Source organism: Agromyces larvae (assembly GCF_022811705.1).
Lineage (GTDB): Bacteria > Actinomycetota > Actinomycetes > Actinomycetales > Microbacteriaceae > Agromyces > Agromyces larvae.
The window spans coordinates 3,365,187-3,384,222 of sequence record NZ_CP094528.1; the positions used below are offsets into that span (position 1 = coordinate 3,365,187).

General features: G+C 72.1%; 16 protein-coding genes. 5 read left to right on the forward strand and 11 right to left on the reverse strand.

Annotated features, from left to right (window positions below):
* Positions 1–21: 21 nt before the first annotated feature.
* Entirely contained in the window at positions 22–1,257 is a 1,236-nt protein-coding gene (locus tag MTO99_RS16045) for an MFS transporter (RefSeq protein WP_243554826.1), read from the forward strand.
* Between the two features lie 45 nt (positions 1,258–1,302).
* Here MTO99_RS16045 and MTO99_RS19095 read toward each other — a convergent pair whose 3' ends face one another.
* From MTO99_RS19095 to MTO99_RS16095, 9 genes are all read right to left on the reverse strand, one after another.
* A complete protein-coding gene (locus MTO99_RS19095; protein WP_290428390.1) occupies positions 1,303–2,172 on the reverse strand; it encodes a helix-turn-helix domain-containing protein in 870 nt (289 codons plus the stop codon).
* Positions 2,173–2,411: 239 nt separating this feature from the next.
* Positions 2,412–3,893, reverse strand: coding sequence for a rhamnulokinase (locus MTO99_RS16060; RefSeq protein ID WP_243554827.1), 1,482 nt, complete (start codon positions 3,891–3,893; stop codon positions 2,412–2,414).
* Positions 3,890–6,022 (reverse strand): bifunctional aldolase/short-chain dehydrogenase, encoded by a 2,133-nt coding sequence (locus MTO99_RS16065; protein WP_243559152.1) that lies wholly within the window; start codon positions 6,020–6,022, stop codon positions 3,890–3,892. Before MTO99_RS16065 ends, MTO99_RS16060 begins: the two co-directional genes overlap by 4 nt.
* Positions 6,023–6,024: 2 nt before the next feature.
* Complete coding sequence (rhaI, locus tag MTO99_RS16070; protein WP_243554828.1) at positions 6,025–7,191, reverse strand: L-rhamnose isomerase; 1,167 nt, start codon at positions 7,189–7,191, stop codon at positions 6,025–6,027.
* 35 nt (positions 7,192–7,226) lie between these two features.
* Positions 7,227–7,577 carry an L-rhamnose mutarotase gene (locus MTO99_RS16075; RefSeq protein ID WP_243554829.1) on the reverse strand — a complete coding sequence of 117 codons (351 nt, stop codon included), beginning with the start codon at positions 7,575–7,577 and terminating at the stop codon, positions 7,227–7,229.
* 64 nt (positions 7,578–7,641) lie between these two features.
* Positions 7,642–8,679 carry a rhamnose ABC transporter substrate-binding protein gene (gene rhaS, locus MTO99_RS16080; RefSeq protein WP_243554830.1) on the reverse strand — a complete coding sequence of 346 codons (1,038 nt, stop codon included), beginning with the start codon at positions 8,677–8,679 and terminating at the stop codon, positions 7,642–7,644.
* Positions 8,680–8,741: 62 nt separating this feature from the next.
* Complete coding sequence (locus tag MTO99_RS16085) at positions 8,742–9,797, reverse strand: ABC transporter permease (protein ID WP_243554831.1); 1,056 nt, start codon at positions 9,795–9,797, stop codon at positions 8,742–8,744.
* Complete coding sequence (locus MTO99_RS16090; RefSeq protein WP_243554832.1) at positions 9,797–10,843, reverse strand: ABC transporter permease; 1,047 nt, start codon at positions 10,841–10,843, stop codon at positions 9,797–9,799. Before MTO99_RS16090 ends, MTO99_RS16085 begins: the two co-directional genes overlap by 1 nt.
* Positions 10,840–12,330: a sugar ABC transporter ATP-binding protein gene (locus MTO99_RS16095; RefSeq protein WP_243559154.1), complete on the reverse strand. Its 1,491-nt coding sequence runs from the start codon at positions 12,328–12,330 to the stop codon at positions 10,840–10,842. The genes MTO99_RS16090 and MTO99_RS16095 overlap by 4 nt, the downstream gene beginning before the upstream one ends.
* Positions 12,331–12,566: 236 nt before the next feature.
* On the opposite strand from MTO99_RS16095, the gene MTO99_RS16100 reads away from it, so the two are divergent.
* Positions 12,567–13,586 carry a LacI family DNA-binding transcriptional regulator gene (locus MTO99_RS16100; protein WP_243554833.1) on the forward strand — a complete coding sequence of 340 codons (1,020 nt, stop codon included), beginning with the start codon at positions 12,567–12,569 and terminating at the stop codon, positions 13,584–13,586.
* Here MTO99_RS16100 and MTO99_RS16105 read toward each other — a convergent pair.
* Together MTO99_RS16105 and MTO99_RS16110 are read right to left on the reverse strand one after the other, a co-directional pair.
* A complete protein-coding gene (locus tag MTO99_RS16105; RefSeq protein ID WP_435520769.1) occupies positions 13,546–14,997 on the reverse strand; it encodes an MFS transporter in 1,452 nt (483 codons plus the stop codon). The genes MTO99_RS16100 and MTO99_RS16105 overlap by 41 nt on opposite strands.
* A complete protein-coding gene (locus MTO99_RS16110) occupies positions 14,994–15,434 on the reverse strand; it encodes a MarR family winged helix-turn-helix transcriptional regulator (protein WP_243554834.1) in 441 nt (146 codons plus the stop codon). Before MTO99_RS16110 ends, MTO99_RS16105 begins: the two co-directional genes overlap by 4 nt.
* Before the next feature lie 112 nt (positions 15,435–15,546).
* Between MTO99_RS16110 and MTO99_RS16115 the strand changes: the two genes are divergently transcribed.
* The 3 genes from MTO99_RS16115 to MTO99_RS16125 are packed head-to-tail and all read left to right on the forward strand — an operon-like array spanning position 15,547 to position 19,033.
* Complete coding sequence (locus MTO99_RS16115; RefSeq protein ID WP_243554835.1) at positions 15,547–17,265, forward strand: circularly permuted type 2 ATP-grasp protein; 1,719 nt, start codon at positions 15,547–15,549, stop codon at positions 17,263–17,265.
* Complete coding sequence (locus MTO99_RS16120) at positions 17,259–18,188, forward strand: alpha-E domain-containing protein (protein WP_243554836.1); 930 nt, start codon at positions 17,259–17,261, stop codon at positions 18,186–18,188. The genes MTO99_RS16115 and MTO99_RS16120 overlap by 7 nt, the downstream gene beginning before the upstream one ends.
* Entirely contained in the window at positions 18,185–19,033 is an 849-nt protein-coding gene (locus MTO99_RS16125) for a transglutaminase family protein (RefSeq protein ID WP_243554837.1), read from the forward strand. Before MTO99_RS16120 ends, MTO99_RS16125 begins: the two co-directional genes overlap by 4 nt.
* Positions 19,034–19,036 lie beyond the last annotated feature (3 nt).

The following is a 19,036-nucleotide window of genomic DNA, read 5'->3' on the forward strand; positions in this document are numbered from 1 at the left end:
GGGAAGACCTGAAGGAGCAGCATGACGAACACGTCCTCCATCCCCGCCGCACCGATCGCGACCCCGACCGCCGCCGGCGTCGTCCGCGATGCACCACCGGCGTCGCCGCCCCAGCGCACCCGCGCCGCGTGGGCGGGCGTCGTCTCGATCAGCCTCGCGATCTTCACGATGGTCGCGAGCGAGTTCCTGCCGGCGAGCCTGCTCTCGCCGATCGCGGCCGACCTCGGCCTCACGCAGGGCGCGGCCGGCCAGCTCGTGACCGCCACCAGCCTCGCCGGCATCGTCGGCGGGCCGCTCGTGGTCGCCGTCGTGCCGCGCGTCGACCGGCGCTGGGTGGTGATGGGCCTCACCGCGCTGGCCGCGCTGTCGAACGTGCTCGTGGCCGTGGTGCCGTCCTTCGGCGGCATGCTCGCCGCTCGCCTGCTGCTCGGGCTCGCGATCGCGGGCATCTGGGCGCTCTCGCTCGCGGTGACCGCGCAGCTCGTGCCCGCCGACCGGATCGGCCGGGCGATGACCGTCGTGAACACCGGCATGACCCTCGCCACGATCGCCGCGGTGCCCGCGGGCGCCTACCTCGGCGAGGTGCTCGGCTGGCGCGCGGTGTTCCTGCTCGCTGCGGCCGCTGCGGTCGTGGCGCTCATCGTGCAGGCGATCACGCTGCCGTCGGTGCCCCCGACGGGAGCGCCCGGCGTGCGCTCGCTGCTGCAGACCGCGGCGCGCCCGGTCGTGGCGCTCGGCGTGCTCGCGATCGTGCTGCTCGCGGGCGGCCACTTCATGGGGTTCACCTACCTGCGTCCCGTGTTCGAATCGGTCGACGGGATGTCGGCGGCGCTGCTGGCGGGTCTGCTCGTGGTGTTCGGGGTCGCGACCTTCATCGGCAACCTGGCCGCCGGGCCGATCGCCGACCGGCGCCTCGGGGTGCTGCTCGTCGGCGTGCCGCTCGCGATCGGCGTCGGCACCGCGATGCTCGCCCTCGGCGGGTCGAACCTCTGGCTCGTGGCGCTGGGCGTCTTGGTGTGGGGCACCGGGTTCGGCGCGGTGCCGACGACCGTGCAGGCGTGGATCGCGCGGGTCGCACCCGACCGACTCGAGAGCGCGGGCGGGCTGGTGGTCTCGGCCTTCCAGATCGCGATCGCGGTGGGCGCAGCCGTCGGCGGGCTCGTCGTCGACTCGGCCGGCGTGCAGGCGGCGCTCATCGCGGGCGGTCTGGTCGCGGTCGCCGGCGGGGTCGTGCTGGTGGCGGCCGGGCGCCGCTGACCCCGCATTCGTCGAATGTCGGCACACGGTGGGGCGGCCGGCGGCTCACGCGGCGCCGGCGGTCGCCCTCCAGAGACTCGGCGGAGCGCCCGCGTGCCGGCGGAACGCGCGGCTGAACCCCTCGTCGCTGTCGTAGCCGAGCGCGGCGGCGGCTTCGGTCACGCTGGCGCCGGCCCGGAGCATCCGCTCGGCCCGCTCCATGCGCAGTCGGGTGAGGTACCTCGCGGGCGTCTCGCCGACCGACTGCCGGAACCGCTCGGCGAACTGCGACCGCGAGGCCCGCGCGAGGCGCGCGAGGGCCTCGACGGTCCAGCGCCCGCCCGGATCGGCGTGCATCGCCTCGAGCGCGCGTGCCAGGTTCGGGTCCTGGAGATGCACGAGCCAGGCGCGCGGGTCGCCGCAGCCGTGCTCGAACCACACGCGCAGCGCAGCGGATGCGACGAGGTCGGCGACCCGGCGGGCGACCGATTCGTATCCCGCGCGCTCGCCGACGGCCTCGCGGTTCAGCGTCTCGAGCAGCGATGCGAAGGCGGGCTCGTGCGTGCGGAATCCGCCGGCGAACAGCACGGTGGGCATCAGCCCGCGCGCGACGCCGCCCCCGAGTTCGAGGTGCAGCGATCCGCTGACGAGTCGGGTCGGGCCGTCGGCGCGCAGCGTCGCGCCGACGGCCCGCGAGAGCAGCACGAAGTCGCCCGCGCGCACGTCGATCGCACCGGCGGGGCAGCTGATCGACACCGTTCCGCTCGCGACGTAGTGGAATCGGATGCCCTGCCCCGCGTCGGCCCGGTCGACGCCCGGAACCAGCGAGTAGTCGGCGAACTCGAGCACGCGCCACCGCAGGCGGTCGAGCACGGCGTCGATGCTCGCCGCATCGCGCGTCGCGGTGAGCGCGGCCGTCGCAGGCGGATTCCCCATGGTTGGTGCAAGCGCGGCTCGGCCCCGATGATTCCCGGCGCTCGTGTGCCGCGCGGGCGGGCGTCGTCTCGATCGGCCCCGCCCGCCGCCGCTGCGCCACCTCGGCCGGCGCCGCGCCACTTCGGCTGGCGCGGAGGCCGCGCAGGTGGCGCAGCGGCGACCTGCCGGAGGGACGTCGCGCGGGACGTCGCGCGGGCAGCGCGGGCAGCGCGACGCGGGCGACGCCCCGCACGCCCGACTCAGCGCGGTTCGTACCGTCTGGGCGGCAGCGCGGCCGCGACGAGCGCGCGCAGCGACTCGAGGTCGGCGTCACCGGCGACCAACCCCTGGGCGCGCGCCTGCACGAGCACGTTGCCCAGCGCGGTCGCCTCCACAGGCCCCGCGAGCACCGGGATGCCGGCGCGATCGGCGGTCCGCTGGCAGAGCAGCGTGTTCTGCGAGCCGCCGCCGACCAGGTGGATCGTCTCGACGTCGACCCCCGACAGGATCGACGCGGTGCGCACGGCGGCCGCGAACGCTTCAGCGAGGCTCTCGATGATCGAGCGGGCGAACTCCGCGCGCGTGCGCGGCGCGGCGACGCCGTGCTCGGCGCACCACTCGGCGATGCGGCCGGGCACGTCGCCGGGCGCCATGAAGCGCGGGTCGTCGACGTCGAACACGGGCACCTCGGCGACGACGTCGCGGGCGGCGCCGATGAGGCTCGGCAGGTCGACGGGTTCGCCCGACTCGCGCTCCCACCAGCGCACCGATTCGCTGAGCAGCCACAGCCCCATCACGTTGTGCAGGAACCGGATGCGTCCGTCGACGCCGCCCTCGTTGGTGAAGTTCGCCTCGCGGGCCGCGTCGGAGAGCACGGGTTCGGCCACCTCGACGCCGACGAGTCCCCACGTGCCGCACGAGATGTACGCGGCCGACTCGGCGCGCATCGGCACCGCGACGACGGCGGACGCCGTGTCGTGCGATCCGACCGCGACCACCTCGACGCCGTCGGTTGCGCCGAGCCCGGGCGCGCCGAGCTCGGTCGCGACGGCCGGGCGCAGCGGCCCGAGCGAGGTGCCGGGTGCGACGAGCGGGGGCAGCACGGATGCCTCGAGCCCGAGCCGCGCGATCAGCTCGGTGTCCCACTCGCCCGACGAGACCCCGACGAGTCCGGTCGTCGACGCGTTCGTGCGCTCGGCGACGCGCGCGCCGGTGAGCTGGAACGCGATGAGATCGGGCACCAGCAGCACGGTGTCGGCGAGGGCGAGGCATCCGTTCTCCTGCTCGTCGGCGAGCTGGTAGACCGTGTTGAACGGCAGGAACTGGAGCCCGTTGCGGCGGTACAGCTCGGCGAACGGCACGACGCGATGCACCGCCTCGACGCCGCGCGCGGTGCGCTCGTCGCGGTAGTGGAACGGTTCGCCGAGCATGCGGTCGCCGCGCAGCAGGGCGTAGTCGACGGCCCACGCGTCGATCCCGACCGACCGGATGCCGGGGACCCGCCGGAACGCTTCGGCGAGCCCGGCGGACGCGTCGCGGATGAGCCCGGTGAGGTCCCAGTGCAGCCCCGAGGCGAGGCGCACGCCGCCGTTCGGGAATCGCGCGATGTGCTCGAGCTCCAGGCGGCCGGCGGCCGCGTCGACGTGCCCGACGACGACCCGCCCGCTCGTCGCTCCGAGGTCGACCGCGGCGACCGCGCCCGCCGGCGCTCCTCGACCGGCGGAGCGGGCGTCTCCGTTCATCGCAGGAACGCCGCCGCGACGCCCGCGTCGACCGGCACGTGCAGCCCGGTCGTGTGGCTGAGCTCGGGCCCGGTCAGCACGTACACGGCGTTCGCGACGTGCTCGGGCAGCACTTCGCGTTTCAGGATCGTGCGCTGCGCGTAGAACTCGCCGAGCTTCTCCTCGGGGACGCCGTAGGTCGCGGCGCGGTTCGCGCCCCATCCCGACGCGAAGATGCCGGACCCGCGCACGACGCCGTCGGGGTTCACGCCGTTGACGCGCACCCCGTATTCGCCGAGTTCGACCGCGAGGAGGCGCACCTGGTGCGCCTGGTCGGCCTTCGTCGCCGAGTACGCGATGTTGTTCGGGCCGGCGAAGACCGAGTTCTTCGACGAGATGTACACGATGTCGCCGCCCATGCCCTGGTCGATGAGCACGCGGGCCGCGGCCTTCGACACGAGGAACGAGCCCTTCGCCATGACGTCGTGCTGCAGGTCCCAGTCGGCCTCGGTGGTCTCGAGCAGGGGCTTGGAGAGCGAGAGCCCGGCGTTGTTCACGATCAGGTCGAGCCCGCCGAATGCGAGCACCGCTTCATCGATCGCGGCCTGCACCTGCGCGGCATCCGTCACGTTCGCCGCGACGCCGATCGCGACATCCGAAGAGCCCAGCTCGGCCGCGGCCGCCTGCGCCTTCTCCAGGTCGAGGTCGGCGATCACGACGCACGCGCCCTCGGCCGCGAGCCGCGTCGCGATCGCCTTGCCGATGCCCGACGCGGCGCCCGTGACGAGGGCGACGCGCGTCGCGTGCGACTTCGGCCGGGGCATCCGCGCCAGCTTCGCCTCTTCGAGCGCCCAGTACTCGATGCGGAACTTCTCCTCGTCGCTGATCGGCGCGTACGTCGAGACCGACTCGGCGCCGCGCATCACGTTGATCGCGTTGACGTAGAACTCGCCCGCGACGCGCGCGGTCTGCTTGTCCTTGCCGAACGAGAACATGCCGACGCCCGGCACGAGCACGATCGCCGGGTCGGCGCCGCGCATCGCGGGGCTCCCGCCCTCGCTCGCTGAGCTCGTCGAAGCGGAGCTCCCGCTCTCGCTCGCTGAGCTCGTCGAAGCGGGGCTCCCTTCGACGGGCTCAGGGACCGCAGCAGGCGTCGCGTAGCGCTCGTAGTAGGCGGCGTAGTCGGCGCGGTACTCGGCGTGCAGCTCCTTCAGGCGGGCGACGGATGCCTCGATCGACGCGTCGGCCGGAAGGTCGAGCACGAGCGGGCGCACCTTGGTGCGCAGGAAGTGGTCGGGGCAGCTCGTGCCGAGCGCCGCGAGCGGGGCGAGCTTCTCGCGCGAGAGGAACTCGAGCACGACGTCGCTGTCGGTGAAGTGCCCGACCTGCGGCTTGTCGACGCTCGCGAGGCCGCGGATGGTCGGGGCGAGCGCCGCCGCCTTCGCGCGGCGCTCGGCGGGCGGGAGTGACTCGTAGCCCGGCACGACCGCACCGAACGGTTCGGATGCTCCGTGCTCGGCGAGGTACGCGGCGGCGGTGTCGATGATCCAGAGCGAATTGCGTTCGGCCTCGTCGCTCGTGTCGCCCCACGCGGTGATGCCGTGACCGCCGAGGATGCAGCCGACGGCCTGCGGGTTCGCCGCCTTGATCTCGGCGATGTCGAGCCCGAGCTGGAACCCGGGGCGACGCCACGGCACCCAGACGACCTGGTCGCCGAAGATCCGCTCGGTGAGCTCGGGGCCGTCGGCGGCGGTCGCGATCGCGATGCCCGAGTCGGGGTGCAGGTGATCGACGTGCGCCGCGTCCACGAGGCCGTGCATGGCGGTGTCGATCGACGGCGCCGCACCGCCCTTGCCGTGCAGCGCGTAGTCGAAGGCCGCGACCATCTCGTCCTCGCGTTCGACACCGGGGTAGGTGTCGACCATCGCGCGCAGCCGGTCGAGCCGCAGCACCGCGAGGCCCTGCTCGGTGAGGGTGCCCAGGTCGCCGCCCGAGCCCTTCACCCAGAGCAGTTCGACGGGCTCGCCCGTGACGGGGTCGGTCTCGACGCCCTTGGCCGACGTGTTGCCGCCGGCGTAGTTCGTGTTCCGCGGGTCGGCGCCGAGGCGGTTCGACCGCGCGATCAGTTCGGCAGCAGTGGGGTTCGTCATGCTCACGCCCCCCATCCGGCCTGCACGCCGCCGACGCGGTCGGCGGCGATCTGCGCGAGGTAGCCCGACTCGGCGAACGCGCGCATCGGGTCGGCGGGCAGCCCGCGCGAGACGCGCCACTCGGCGAGCGCGGGGCGCACGTCGGTGTAGAACGCGTCCATGAAGATGCGGTTCGCTTCGAGCACGTCGCCGGCCTTCTGGGCCGCCTCCAGTGCGGAGCGGTCGACGAGCAGCGCCCGCGCCGTCATCTCCTGCACGTTCAGCACCGAGCGGATCTGCCCGGGGATCTTGTCCTCGATGTTGTGGCACTGGTCGAGCATGAACGCCACGTCGGGCGAGTTGAGCCCGCCGCCGCGGATCACCTCGAAGATGATGCGGAACAGCTGGAACGGGTCGGCCGCGCCCACGATCAGGTCGTCGTCGGCGTAGAACCGCGAGTTGAAGTCGAACGAGCCGAGCTTTCCGAGCCGCAGCAGCTGCATCACGATGAACTCGATGTTCGTGCCGGGCGCGTGGTGTCCGGTGTCGAGGCAGACGACGGCGCGATCGCCGAGCGCGGCGACCTGAGCGTACGAGGTGCCCCAGTCCGGGACATCCGTGTGGTAGAAAGCCGGCTCGAAGAACTTGTACTCGAGCACCAGACGCTGGTCGTCGCCGAGTCGCTCGTAGATGGTCGCGAGCGAGTCGTGCAGGCGGTCCTGCCGGCCGCGCAGGTCGGCCTGGCCGGGGTAGTTCGAGCCTTCGGCGAGCCAGATCTTGAGGTCGCGGCTGCCCGTGGCATCCATGATGTCGATGCACTCGAAGTGGTGGTCGATCGCCTTCCGCCGCACCGCCGCGTCCTCGTGCGTGAGGGCGCCGAACTTGTAGTCGTCGTCCTGGAACGTGTTCGAGTTGATCGTGCCGAGCGCGACGCCGTGGTCGTCGGCGTGGCGGCGCAGGTCGTCGTAGTCGTCGACGCGGTCCCACGGGATGTGCAGCGCGACCGTCGGCGCGAGCGCCGTGTACCGGTGCACCTGCGCGGCATCCGCGATCTTCTCGTAGGGGTCGCGCGGGGTGCCGGGCGTCGCGAAGACCTTGAACCGGGTGCCCGAGTTGCCGAACGCCCAGCTCGGCAGCTCGATGGCCTGCTGCGCGAGCGCGGCCTGGATTTCTGGGGAGAACGTGGTCACTGCGTCCTGCTTTCGATCTGGGGCGGATGCCTCGGTCAGCGCGCCTCGTCGAGCGCGGCGAGTTGGGATTCGAGGTGGAACACCTCGGCGAGTCTGGGGGCGGCCTGGTCGGGTCGGCCGTCGAGGGTGACGAAGAAGCCCGACATCTCGGCCTCCCAGGCCGCGGTGCGCGGGTCGGCCTCGAGCGCACGCTGGGATGCCGCGTCGTCGTCGGTCTCGTAGACGCCGATGAGCAGGCCGTCGTCGCGCAGGAAGAGCGAGTAGTTGCGCCGACCGGCGTCGCGGATGGCGCGCAGCATGTCGGGCCAGACGGCCGCGTGCCGTTCGCGGTACTCGTCGAGCAGTCCTGGCTCGACCTGGAGTTGGAAGCAGATGCGCTGGGTCATGATCGCTGAGCGGGTCCGGGGGCCCGGCCGGTTCGCGGCCGGCCGGGCCCTGCGGGACGTCGGCCTAGAAGTCGAAGTCCCCGATGTTGTCGGCGTCGAACACGTACGGGTCGCCGAGCAGCACGGTGGCGTTCTCGTCGACGGTGTACGAGCCGAGCTTGCCCGCGTCGAAGGTGTCGCCTTCGGCGCCCGTGATCTCGCCCTCGATGAGCGCCTTCGCGGCGAACGCGGCGAGGTAGCCGAGGTCGGCCGGGTTCCACAGCGCGAACGCGGTGACGGTGCCGTCCTCGACGTATTCGCGCATCTGGTTGGGCGTGCCGAGGCCGGTGAGGGCCACCTTGCCCTTGTACTCCGACGTCGAGAGGTAGCGCGCCGCGGCCGCGATGCCGACCGTGGTGGGCGAGATGATGCCCTTCAGGTTCGGGTGCGTCTGCAGCAGCGCCGCGGTCTTGTCGAACGACGTCTGGTCGTCGTCGTCGCCGTAGACCGTCTCGACGAGGGTGATGTTGGGGTGGCTGGCGGCGAGCTCCTCCTCCATCAGCTCGATCCACGCGTTCTGGTTCGTCGCGTTGGCCGAGGCCGACAGGATCGCGATCTCGCCCGCGTCGCCGATCTGCTCGGCGATGAGGTCGATCTGGATCTTCGCGATGCCCTCGGCGGTGGCCTGGTTGATGAACAGGTCGCGGCACTCGGGGTTGGTGTCGGAGTCGAACGTGACGACCTTGACGCCGGCGTCGCGCGCCTCGTTCAGCGCGTCGCAGATCGCCTCGGGGTCGTTGGCCGACACCGCGATCGCGCCGACGCCCTGCTGGGTGAGGGTGTTGATGTAGCTCACCTGCGCGTCGGGCGTGGCCTCGGCCGGGCCGACCTCGGCGAAGGTGCCGCCGAACTCGTCGATGGCCTCCTGCGCGCCGGACGACGAGGTGTCGAAGTACGGGTTGCCGAGGTTCTTCGGCAGGAACGTGATCGCGAGGTTCGCCTCGCCGCCGCCCTCGGTCGAACCGCCGTCGGTGCCGGAGTCGACCGCGCACCCGCTGGCGATGAGCGCAACGCCCACCGCGAGCGCGGTCAGCGCACCCGCGCGCCGCTTGTTCTGAAACATCGTTGTTCTTCCCTTCATCGGTTCGTCGATGAGTGATCGCATCGACAGATCGCGCGGCCCGGTCACCCTGCTGTGGAGGCCTCGACGCGCGGGGTTCCCCCTGGTGCTCGCCGCCGCTTGCGCAGCCACGCCAGGAAGCTGTTGGCCACCACCGACGCCACGAGCAGGGCGCCGGTGATGATGTTGATGACGTCGGACGTGACGTTCGCGAGGCGCAGGGCGCTCGCGAGCACGCCGATGAGCAGCACGCCCGCGATCACGCCGTGGATCGCGCCGCGCCCGCCGAAGACCGACACGCCGCCGAGCACGACCGCGGCGATGACCTGCAGTTCCAGGCCGGTGGCGTTGTCGCCGCGGGCGCTGCCGAAGCGCAGCGTGTAGAAGACGCCGGCGAGCGCCGCCACGGTGCCCGACAGCACGAACAGGGTGAGCTTCGTGCGCTCGACGTGCACGCCTGAGAACCGCGCCGCCGCCTTCGACAGGCCGATCGCGTAGACTCCTCGGCCGAACGGCGTGAAGTGCAGCAGCACGACGAAGACGACGAGCAGCGCGAGGAACAGGAACAGCACGACGGGGATGTTCGTGTTGCCCACCCGCATCTTCGCGAGGCCGGTCCAGAAGTCGGGGAAGTCGGTCACCGCGGTCGTGCCGAGCAGGCCCACCGCGAGCCCGCGGAAGAGCGCGAGCGTGCCGATCGTGACGGCGAGCGACGGCAGGCCGACGACGGTCACGAGGAATCCGTTGACCGCACCGCCGGCGGCGCCCACCACGAGCGCGATCACGATCGCGAGCTCGAACGGGACCCCGGCCTGGGTGAGCACGCCGATGACCACGCTCGAGAGCCCGACGATGCTGGCGACCGAGAGGTCGATCTCGCCGGTGATCATGATGAGCGTCATCGGCAGCGCGATGAGCAGGATGGGCGTGACATCCAGCAGCAGATAGGTCAGCGTGATCGGCTGGCCGAATCCGCGCACGGTGACGGATGCCACGACGGCGACGATCACGAGCAGGCCCACGATCGCCATCTCGCGGGTCAGCAGCAGGCGCTGCCAGAGCGGGCGGTCGTAGTCGCGGTAGGTGCGGACGGCGGCGGTGCCGGTGGTCGCGGTCGTCATCAGTCGTCCTCCCTCGCCTCGATGAGCTTGCGTTTCTGTCGCACTGCGAGCACGCGGTCGAGCACGATCGCGCCGATGATGAGCGCACCGACCACGGCCCGCTGCCAGAAGTCGGGGATGCCGAGGATCGGCAGCGCCCGGTTGATGGTGAGCAGCAGCACGGCGCCGATCGCGGCACCCCAGACCGAGCCCACGCCGCCGGTGATCGCGACGCCGCCGATGACGGCGGCACCGACCGCGTCGAGTTCCCACCCGGCGCCGGCTTGCGAGTTGATCGTGCCGTAGCGGGCGGCGTAGAGCACGCCGGCCAGGCCCGCGAGCGCACCCGAGAGCACGAACGCGAAGAGCAGGCGGCGGGTGACCCGGAGGCCGTAGAGCTCGGCCGCGGCCGGGTCGGATCCGATGGCGTAGAACTCGCGGCCGCCGCGGGTGTTCTTCATCATCCAGCCGGCGACGACGAGCACGACCAGCGCGATGATCGTGAGGATCGGGATCCACAGGATCTGGCCGGTGCCGAGTGCGAGGAAGTCCTTCGGCAGGTCGGATGCGTTCACCCGGTCGCTGCCCGTCCACAGCACGTTGATGCCGCGGTAGGCGTACAGGGTGCCGAGGGTGATCACCATCGCGGGCACCTTCGCGAAGGCGACGAGCGCGCCGTTCACGAGTCCGAGCAGACCGCCGAACACGGTCGCGGCGACGAACACGGCGAGGATCGGGATGCCGGGCACGTCGATGAACAGGCGTCCGGCGAGGTACGCCGAGAGGCCGAGCACCGAGCCGACCGACAGGTCGACGTTGCGCGAGATGAGCACGATGGCCTGGCCGACCGCGACGAGCACCAGGATCGACGGGGTGAGCAGCAGGTCGCGCCAGCCGTCGCTCGAGAAGAGGAAGTTCGGGTTCGCGACGGTCGCCGCGATCACGACGAGGGCGAGGGCGAGCAGGATGCCGAACTCGCGGGCGGCGCCGATGGCCCGCAGCCGCTTGGTGACGTCGGCGCGTTCGATGGCGGGAGCGGGCTTGGTCGAGGGGCTTGGCGCGGTCATGCGTGGGCTCCGGTGGCGTGGGTGGCTGCGAACATCACGTTCTCGCTCGTGGCGTCCGCTCGATCGATCTCGGCGGTGATGCGGCCCTCCCGCATGACGAGCACGCGGTCGGCCATGCCGAGCACCTCGGGCAGCTCGCTGGAGATCATGAGGATGCCCATGCCCTTGCCCGCGAGTTCGGAGAGCAGGCGGTGCACTTCGGCTTTGGTGCCGACGTCGATGCCGCGGGTGGGCTCGTCGATGATGAGCACGGTCGGCTCGGTCGCGAGCCACTTGCCGAGGACGACCTTCTGCTGGTTGCCGCCCGAGAGCGTGCCGGCCACGGTGTCGAGCGCGTTCGCCTTGACCTCGAGCCGGCTCGCCCACACTTTCGCGGCGCTGTTCTCGGCGGCCGAGCTGATGAGGCCGGCCTTGGCGAGCTGGTTGCGGATGACGAGCGACATGTTGCGGGCGACCGACGATTCGAGCACGAGGCCCTGCTTGCGGCGGTCCTCGGGCACGAGTGCGAGACCGGCCCGGATCGCGGCATCCGGTCGTTGCTTGGCGAGCGCCCGCCCGCCGATCCGCACCGAACCCGACTCGTAGGGGTCGACGCCGAAGACGGCGCGCGCGACCTCGCTGCGGCCGGCGCCGACGAGACCGGCCAGCGCGACGATCTCGCCCGCGCGGATGCGGAACGAGATGTCGTGGAAGACGCCTGTGCGGGTGAGGCCCTCGACCTCGAGCAGCGGCTCGCCGATCTCGGCCGGGGTCTTCGGGAAGAGCTCGGTGACGTCGCGGCCGACCATCTGGCGCACGAGGTCGTCGACGGTGGTGTCGGCGATCGGGGTGGTGGCGATGTAGGCGCCGTCGCGCATCACGGTGACGACGTCGCAGAGGGCGAAGATCTCGTCGAAGCGGTGCGAGATGAACAGCAGCGCACGGCCTTCGTCGCGCAGGCTCCGTGCGACGGCGAAGAGGCGGTCGACCTCGACGCCGCTCAGAGCGGCGGTGGGCTCGTCCATGATGAGCACGCGCGCGTCGAGCGAGACGGCCTTGGCGATCTCGATGACCTGCTGGTCGGCGATCGACAGCCCCTCGGCGGGGCGGTCGGGGTCGATCGCGACGCCGAGCCGGGCGAAGAGCGCTTCGGCCTCGGTGCGCATGGCTTTGCGGTCGATGCGGCCGAACCGGCCGGTGGGCTGGCGGCCCATGAAGATGTTCTCGGTGACCGAGAGGTCGGGGAAGAGCGTCGGCTCCTGGTAGATCACCGCGATGCCGGCGGCCTTCGACTGGGCGGTCGAGGTGAAGTCGACCTCCTCCCCGCGCAGCCGCAGGTCGCCCGAGTCGCGGCGGTAGAGGCCGGCGATGATCTTCACGAGCGTCGACTTGCCGGCGCCGTTCTCGCCGACGAGCGCGTGGATCGAGCCCGACTCGAGGCGCAGGCTGCCCGAGCGCAGGGCGACCACGGAGCCGAACGACTTGGCCACGTCCGAGAGCTCGAGCATCGGGGGCGCTTCGGTCGGCGCAGGTTCCGTCTGCAAGGGTTCCTCCTCGTCGAGGTGAGCGGATGGTCGCGCGAATGAATCGTTTCATCGCCGTGACCAAGGTGCCACCGCGCGGCCCCTCCGTCAAGTCGTGCCGGGGGCGCCCGGCGCGCTTCGTTACCGAATTGGAACGTTTCAGCCGAAGCGGGCCCGGCTCTGCTATGTTCGAGCCCGATCGAGTCGCCAGGGGGTGCAGATTGGCCGTCAGCGTGCGAGACGTGGCCGCTGCCGCCGCCGTGTCGGTCGGCACCGTGTCCAACGTGCTGAACCGGCCCGACAAGGTGGCGCCGGCCACCGTCGAGCGGGTCACCGCGGCCATCCGCGAGCTCGGTTTCGTCCGCAACGACGCCGCCCGCCAGCTGCGCGCCGGCCGCAGCCGCTCGATCGGCCTCGTCGTGCTCGACGTGCGCAACCCGTTCTTCACCGATGTCGCGCGCGGCGCCGAGGACCGCGCCGCCGAAGACGGCATGACGATCCTGCTCGGCAACAGCGACGACAACGCCGACCGCGAGGGCGCGTACCTCGACCTCTTCGAAGAGCAGCGCGTGCACGGGGTGCTCATCTCGCCCCTCGCCGACGACCTGCCCCGCCTCGAGCGGGTGCGCAGCCGCGGCACCCCGGTCGTGCTCGTCGACCGCGAGGCCGCCGACCTGCGCTTCTCGTCGGTCGCGGTCGACGACGTGGTCGGCGGCGAACTCGCGGCCCAGCACCTGCTCGACACCGGGCGGCGTCGCATCGCGTACGTCGGCGGGCCGCGGAGCATCCGCCAGGTCGCCGACCGTCTGGCCGGCGCGCGCCGCGCCGTCGAGCGCCTGCCCGGAGCGACGCTCGACGTCGTGGAGACCGACGCGCTCACCGTGCTCGAGGGCCGGCGCGCCGGCGAGCTCATCCGCGAACGCGATGCGGCCGACCGGCCCGACGCGGTGTTCGCGGCGAACGATCTGCTCGCGATGGGCGTGCTGCAGGCGCTCGTCATGCGCGGCGCCGTCAGCGTGCCCGACGACATCGCGCTGATCGGCTACGACGACATCGACTTCGCGAGCGCGGCGGTGGTGCCGATCTCGTCGATCCGCCAGCCCGCTGCGCTCATCGGCTACACCGCGGTCGACCTGCTGCTGAAGGAGGCCGAGCGCGGCGACGGGTTCGAGCGCGAACGCGTGGTGTTCCAGCCCGAGCTCATCGTGCGCGAGTCGACGCGGGGGCGCGCGACGCCCTGAGGGCGGGAGTGCGCGCCGGTCGAGCCGAATCGGCGGTCGGATGCTCCGCCGTGAGCGTCGGCTCCAGCTCCTCGCCCGGCGGCGGGGGAGCGAGGGTGTCGTCGCCCACGACCGGCACCGCACGCGTGGGCACGACCGCGATGGCGGCGGTCGGAGCATCCGCGAAGGTCAGCCGGGCCGACCACCGCCGGACCGGATGCCGCCCCAGCCGCATGCCGCGCGCGACCACCAACCAGCAGACGCCCACGATCGCGGCGACCGCGCCGGCGATCGCCGCGACACCCAGCGCCCAGCGCGGCCCCAACGAGTTCGCGACCGCGCCGACCACGGGCGCGCCGACCGGCGTGCCGCCCATCAGGATCGCCATGTACAGCGCCATCACACGGCCGCGCAGCAGCGGATCGGTGGTGGTCTGCACGTACCCGTTCGCGGTGGTGAGCAGCGTCACCGCGCTCAGGCCGATGAGCACCGTCGACGCGGCGAAGGTCCAGTACGTGGGCATGACCGCCGAGACGACCGACGCGACGCCGAAGAGCGCGGCGGCGGCGATCACGATGCGGATGCGCGCACGCTCGCGGCGGGCCGCGCGCAGGGCGCCCGAGAGCGACCCGATCGCGAGGATCGAGTTGAGCACGCCGTACTCGCCGGCGCCCCGCCCGAACTCGACCGCCATCGTCGACGAGAAGATCGGGAAGTTCATGCCGAACGCACCGATCAGGAACACGATCGCGAACACCACGAGCAGGTCGGGCCGCCCCATCACGTAGCGGAAGCCGGCGACGAACGCCCCTCGCTCGCGGGGCGCCCGCGCGATGCGCCGCATCGGCCGGCGGGCCAGCACGACGAGCGCGCCGATCACCGCGAGGAACGTCGCCGCGTTGATCATGAACACCCAGCCCGAGCCGACGAGCACGATGAGCAGGCCCGCGATGGCCGGGCCGATCATGCGCGCCGCATTGAACGACGCCGAGTTCAACGCGACCGCGTTCGACATGTCGCTCGACGCGACGAGGTCGGAGACGAACGTCTGGCGGGCCGGGGTGTCGACCGCGTTGACGATGCCGAGCAGGGCGGCGAAGACGTACAGGTGCCAGAGCTCGGCGTGGCCGAGCAGCAGCAGCAGGCCGAGGCCGATGCCGAGCAGCATCAGCGCCGACTGCGTGCACATGAGGATGTAACGCCGGTCGAATCGGTCGGCGATGAGCCCCGTGATCGGCACGAGCAGCAGCGGCGGTGCGAACTGCAGCGCCATCGTGAGCCCGACCGCGAGCGCGTCGTTCGCGCTGAGCTCGGTGAGCACGACCCAGTTCTGGGTGGTCGCCTGCATCCAGGTGCCCACGTTCGAGACGAGGGCGCCCACGAACCAGATGCGGTAGTCGACGTGCGCGAGCGAGCGGAACATGGCGGTCACTGGTCGGCGATCCTCCTCAGGATGTCTGCGGCGTCGGCGAGCACGGCGCGCTCGTCGGGGGAGAGGGCGGCGAACCGCTTGGCGAACCAGGCGTCGCGGCGGCGGCGGGTCTCGCGCATGATCGCGTCGCCCGCCTCGGTGGTGCGCACGAGCACCTTGCGCCCGTCATCGGGGGCCCCTTCGCGGGCCACCAGGCCCGATTCGGCGAGGCAGTTCACGGTGCGGTTCATCGAGGGCGGCGTCACCCGCTCGAGCTCGGCGAGCCGCCCGAGGGTGAGCGGGCCCTCGCCGGCGATCCAGCCGAGTGCCGAGAACTGGCTCGCGCTCAGCTCGGTGTCGGCGCGCTCCTGGCGGAGGCGCCGGCTCAACCGCATGATCGCGAGGCGGAGCTCGGTGCTCTGCTCGGCGAGCGGCTTGCGTCTGGGTTGATCTGCCACCTCGTTAGCCTAACAAATTAGTGTTGCTAATGATTCCGGCGAGCGAACGGATGTCGCGGGCACGACGCAGACCGGAAACAGCTTCGAAACCGTCGCCTGCGAACCTTCGGGCATGGGCACGCTCTTCGACGGCTACGCGACCACGTCGGTCGGCACCGCCCGACCGGGTGCGCGGCCGTGGGACGAGATGTTCCCGGCGGACGACCCCGCCGTGCGCGATCCGTACCGCGAGCTCTACCCGGCGCTCGCGCGGATGACCCAGGACGAGCTGCGCGGCCGCACCGAGGCCCTCGCGAGCTCGTACCTCGCGCAGGGCGTGACGTTCGACTTCGCCGGTGAGGAGCGCCCGTTCCCGCTCGACGCCGTGCCGCGGGTGATCGCCGCCGACGACTGGGCGCACGTCGAGGCCGGCGTCGCGCAGCGGGTTCGGGCGCTCGAGGCCTTCCTCTCGGACGTGTACGGGCCGCAGCGTGCGGTCGCCGACGGCGTCATTCCGGCCGCGCTCGTGAGCTCGTCGACGCACTACCACCGCCAGGCCGCGGGCATCGTGAGCGCGAACGGCGTGCGCATCCAGGTCGCCGGCATCGATCTGATCCGCGACGAGCTCGGCGAATGGCGCGTGCTCGAAGACAATGTGCGCGTGCCGAGCGGCGTGAGCTACGTGGTCTCGAACCGGCGGGTGATGGCGCAGACCCTGCCCGAGCTGTTCACGAGCATGCGGGTGCGACCCGTCGGCGACTACCCGAACCGGCTGCTGCAGGCGCTGCGCGCGAGCGCGCCCGAGGGCGTCGAGGACCCGACGGTCGTCGTGCTGACGCCCGGCGTCTACAACTCGGCGTACTACGAGCACACCCTGCTCGCCCGGCTCATGGGCGTCGAACTCGTCGAGGGGCGCGACCTGTTCTGCTCGGGCGGCCGCGTCTGGATGCGCACGACGGCCGGCCCGACCCGCGTCGACGTCATCTACCGGCGCGTCGACGACGAGTTCCTCGACCCGCAGCAGTTCCGGCCCGACTCGGTGCTCGGTGCGCCCGGGCTCATGCTCGCCGCCCGCCTCGGGCACGTCACGATCGCGAACGCCGTCGGCAACGGCGTCGCCGACGACAAGCTCGTCTACACCTATGTGCCCGACCTCATCCGCTACTACCTGGCCGAGCAGCCCATCCTGCCGAACGTCGACACCTGGCGGCTCGAGGAGCCCGACGCGCTCGCCGAGGTGCTCGACCGCCTCGACGAGCTGGTGGTCAAGCCGGTCGACGGGTCGGGCGGCAAGGGCCTGGTGGTCGGTCCGGATGCCTCGCGGCGCGAGCTCGACGAGCTGCGCTCGCGACTCGTGGCCGACCCCAGAGGGTGGATCGCCCAGCCGGTGGTGCAGCTGTCGACGATCCCGACGCTCGTGGAGGACGGCCTGCGGCCGCGGCACGCCGATCTCAGGCCCTTCGCGGTCAACGACGGCGACGAGGTGTGGGTGCTGCCGGGCGGGTTGACCCGCGTGGCGTTGCCCGAGGGGCAGCTCGTGGTGAACTCGAGCCAGGGCGGCGGATCGAAGGACACCTGGGTGCTCGGCGGCGATCCGCCGTCGGGGCCGACCACCGGGTCGTCGCCCGCGCAGACCCGCCTCGCGTCGGGCCCGCTCGTCGCGCACCAGGCGGCGCCGAAGACGGGGGCGATGCCGGTCGTCGTGCCGGATGCCCCGAACCCGGGCGGGCACCGCCTCGAGTCGTCCCCGCAGGACGACGAGGCGCCCGTGCGCCAGCAACAGCAACAGCAACAGCAACAGCAACAGCAACAGGCGCCCCGACCGACGAACGCGGAGGCCCCCTCATGCTGAGCCGCATCGCCGAATCGCTCTTCTGGATCGGCCGCTACCTCGAGCGCAGCGACGGCACCGCGCGCATCCTCGACGTGCACCTGCAGCTGCTCCTCGAGGACCCGTGGATCGACGAGGACACCGCATGCCGCGCACTCATGTCGGTCATGGGCAGCGTGCCCGACGACGACGTGCACCTCACCCCCGCCGACCTGATCGCCCTGCTCGGCGTCGACCGGAGTCATCCGGCCTCGATCGCGCACGCCGTGGCATCCGCTCGTGAGAACGCCCGCCGCGCCCGCGAGATCGTCTCGACCGAGCTGTGGGAGGCGCTCAACGAGACCAACGCGCGGATGCCCCGTCGGGTGGCGACCGACAAGACGCACGAGTTCTTCCGCTGGGTGCGCGACCGCACCGCGCTCGCGCTCGGCGTCGTCGACTCGGCGTCGAGCCGCGACGAGGCGTGGCAGTTCTTCTCGCTCGGCCGCGCGATCGAACGCGCCGACATGACGGCTCGACTGCTCGCCACACGCGAGCTCACCGAGGCATCCGGCCCCAGCTGGACGACCCTGCTGCGCAGCTGCGGCGGCTACGAGTCGTACCTGCGCAGCTACCGGGGTCTGCCGTCGACGCAGTCGGCGGCCGAGTTCCTGCTGCTCGATCGGCTGTTCCCGCGGTCGGTGATCGCGAGCGTCACCCGCGCCGAGGAGTCGCTGCGCGAGATCGACCCGCGTGCCGGACGGGTCGGCGTCACCGACCAGGCGCAGCGGCTGCTCGGGCAGATCCGATCCGAGCTCGAGTACCGGCCGATCGCCGAGATCATCGACGAGCTGAGCGACCAGATGGAGCACGTGCAGGCCGTGGTGTCGGGCGCGAGCGAGGCGATCCGGCGCAGGTACTTCCCGGCGAGCGCCGTACCGGTGTGGACGGGGGAGGTGTCATGAGCCGCCTGCGCGTCGTGCACCGCACGGGCTTCGGCTACGCCGAGCCGGCGACCGCGTCGTACAACGAGGCGCGCATGCTGCCGAACTCGGGCGGCGAGCAGTTCGTGCTGCAGGCGGGCCTCGACATCCGTCCGGGCGCGACGCAGCACGCCTACCTCGACTACTGGGGCACGCGGGTCTCGACGTTCGAGGTGCTGACCCCGCACCGCGAGCTGTCGGTGACGGCGACGAGCCTCGTCGAGGTGCAGCCGACACCGCACCGGCGTGCGCCCGAGCTGCACTGGGAGGCGCTCGAACGCGCTCGCCGCAGCACCGTCGCGCTCGTCGAGTTCTCGTCGCAGACGGCCGCGACGACGCCGCCCGACGAGCTCGCGGCGCTCGCCGCGACCATCGCCGCCGAGGGGCTGCCGGTCGCCGAGACCGCGCTCGAGGTGTGCCGCGCCGTCGGCGAGGCGGTCGAGTACGTGACCGGGGCGACCGGGGTGCACTCGACCGCGAGCGAGGCGTGGGCCGAGCGCAAGGGCGTCTGCCAGGACATGGCGCACCTCGCGGTCGGCGCGCTGCGCGCGATCGGCATTCCGGCGAGGTACGTGTCGGGCTACCTGCATCCCGACCCGTCGGCCGGCGTCGGCGTCACGGTCACGGGCGAGTCGCACGCGTGGGTCGAGTGGTTCGACGGCGACTGGCGCGGCTACGATCCGACGAACCTGTCGCAGGTCGGCGACCTGCACGTGCTGGTCGGTCGCGGCCGCGATTACGCGGATGTCTCACCGCTGCGCGGGGTGTACGCCGGCCCCGGGGCATCCGAACTGTTCGTGACCGTCGAGGTGACGCGGGAGGCGTGAGCT